Annotated in this window: 1 protein-coding gene; it reads left to right on the plus strand. The window is 56.5% G+C overall.

Annotated elements, in window-relative coordinates; genetic code table 11:
* Window positions 1–63: 63 nt before the first annotated feature.
* On the plus strand, window positions 64–1,509 hold the full coding sequence (locus tag H3V53_RS42970) for an IS1182 family transposase (RefSeq protein ID WP_336603008.1): 1,446 nt from the start codon (window positions 64–66) through the stop codon (window positions 1,507–1,509).
* Window positions 1,510–1,633: the final 124 nt, after the last annotated feature.

The raw sequence follows: 1,633 nt of genomic DNA on the forward strand, positions 1-1,633 counted from the left end.
CCAGCCTGTGTGAAAACGCATTGATCGCCTAAACTAAATCAACGCGCTGAGACCGGGTGACTCATGAAGCGATTCGTTGAAGGCGATGACCGCAAGCAGGTCGCACTACTTCCCGAATGTGTCGATGACTACGTCGGGCAGGACAATCCGGTGAGAGTAATCGATGCCTTCGTCGACGAACTTGATCTCGCAGAGCTCGGTTTCAACGGTACTACACCGGCGCTCACAGGCCGGCCGTCTTACCATCCTGGCGTGATGCTGAAGATCTATATCTACGGCTATCTGAACCGGATACCGTCGAGCCGGAGACTTGAGCGCGAATGCCAACGCAATGTTGAGTTGATGTGGCTGACAGGACGGCTTGCTCCGGACTTCAAGACGATCGCGGACTTCCGCCGTGACAGCGGCGCCGCGATCCGCAACGTATGCCGGCGTTTCGTCGAACTGTGTCGCGGGCTCAAGCTGCTATCCAGTGACATGGTGGCTATCGACGGTAGCAAGTTCAAGGCGTCGAACACCCGCGACAGGAACTACACGGCAAGCAAGATCGACAAGCGCCAGAAGCAGATCGAGGAAAGCGTGCAGCGATATCTCGATCTGATTGAAAGTGCAGACCGCACCAGTCCTACCGGGTTCGATGTGAAGACGGTCAGGCTCTACGAGAAGATCGCCGTGCTGCGCCAGCAGATGCGTGAACTCAAGCAGATCGGCAGGCAACTGGAAGAGCAACCGGACAGGCAGTTGTCGCTGACGGATCCGGACGCACGCTCGATGGCAACGAGTGGAAGAGGCTCCGGCATAGTGGGCTACAACGTCCAGGCAGCGGTTGATACGAAACATCATCTGATCGTTGAACACGAAGTAACGAATGTCGGCAACGATCATGGACAACTCAGCAAAATGGCGATATCCGCGAAGCGCGCGATGGGCAGATCGAAGCTGAAGGTTGTTGCGGACCGCGGTTACTTCAGCGGGCCGGAGATAAGGGCATGCGATCTGAATGGCATCAGCGCGTATGTTCCCAAACCGCTCACGTCGGCATCCCGGAAAAAAGGTCTGTTTACGAAAGCCGACTTTATCTACATAGCGAAAAGCGACACGTATCGATGCCCTGCTGGCGAGCGGGCGATCCATCGATTCACGACTGTCGAGCACGACCTGAATCTGCGAGTCTACTGGCCCAGCGCGTGCCCACGCTGCCACATCAAGGAACGATGTTCACCGTCTGACTATCGTCGAATTCGGCGATGGGAGCACGAGAATGTGCTTGAAGTGACGCAGCGTCGGCTCGACCGGAAACCTGACGCCATGACCATCCGCAGAAGTACCGTTGAGCATGTCTTCGGCACGCTCAAGCACTGGATGGGCCCCGCACACTTCCTGACCAGGACGCTCAGGCGGGTGAGTACGGAGATGAGTCTTCAGGTGTTGGCTTACAACCTCAAGCGGGTCATGAACATACTCGGCGTTCAGGGAACATTGAAGGCGATGAAGATGGTCGAAAGCTAAGGCCCTGAGGGGCTTTGTTGCGCACGCGATGGTTGATCGGTGCAAGCTGTCTGGGCCGAACAAGATTGACCTGATCGGCAATCGCTCGCATAGACGCGGAAAACCAGTTTCCACACAAGCTGGA

The sequence above is a fragment of the Paraburkholderia bengalensis genome, assembly GCF_037126505.1.
In the GTDB taxonomy this organism is placed as follows: Bacteria; Pseudomonadota; Gammaproteobacteria; order Burkholderiales; family Burkholderiaceae; genus Paraburkholderia; species Paraburkholderia bengalensis.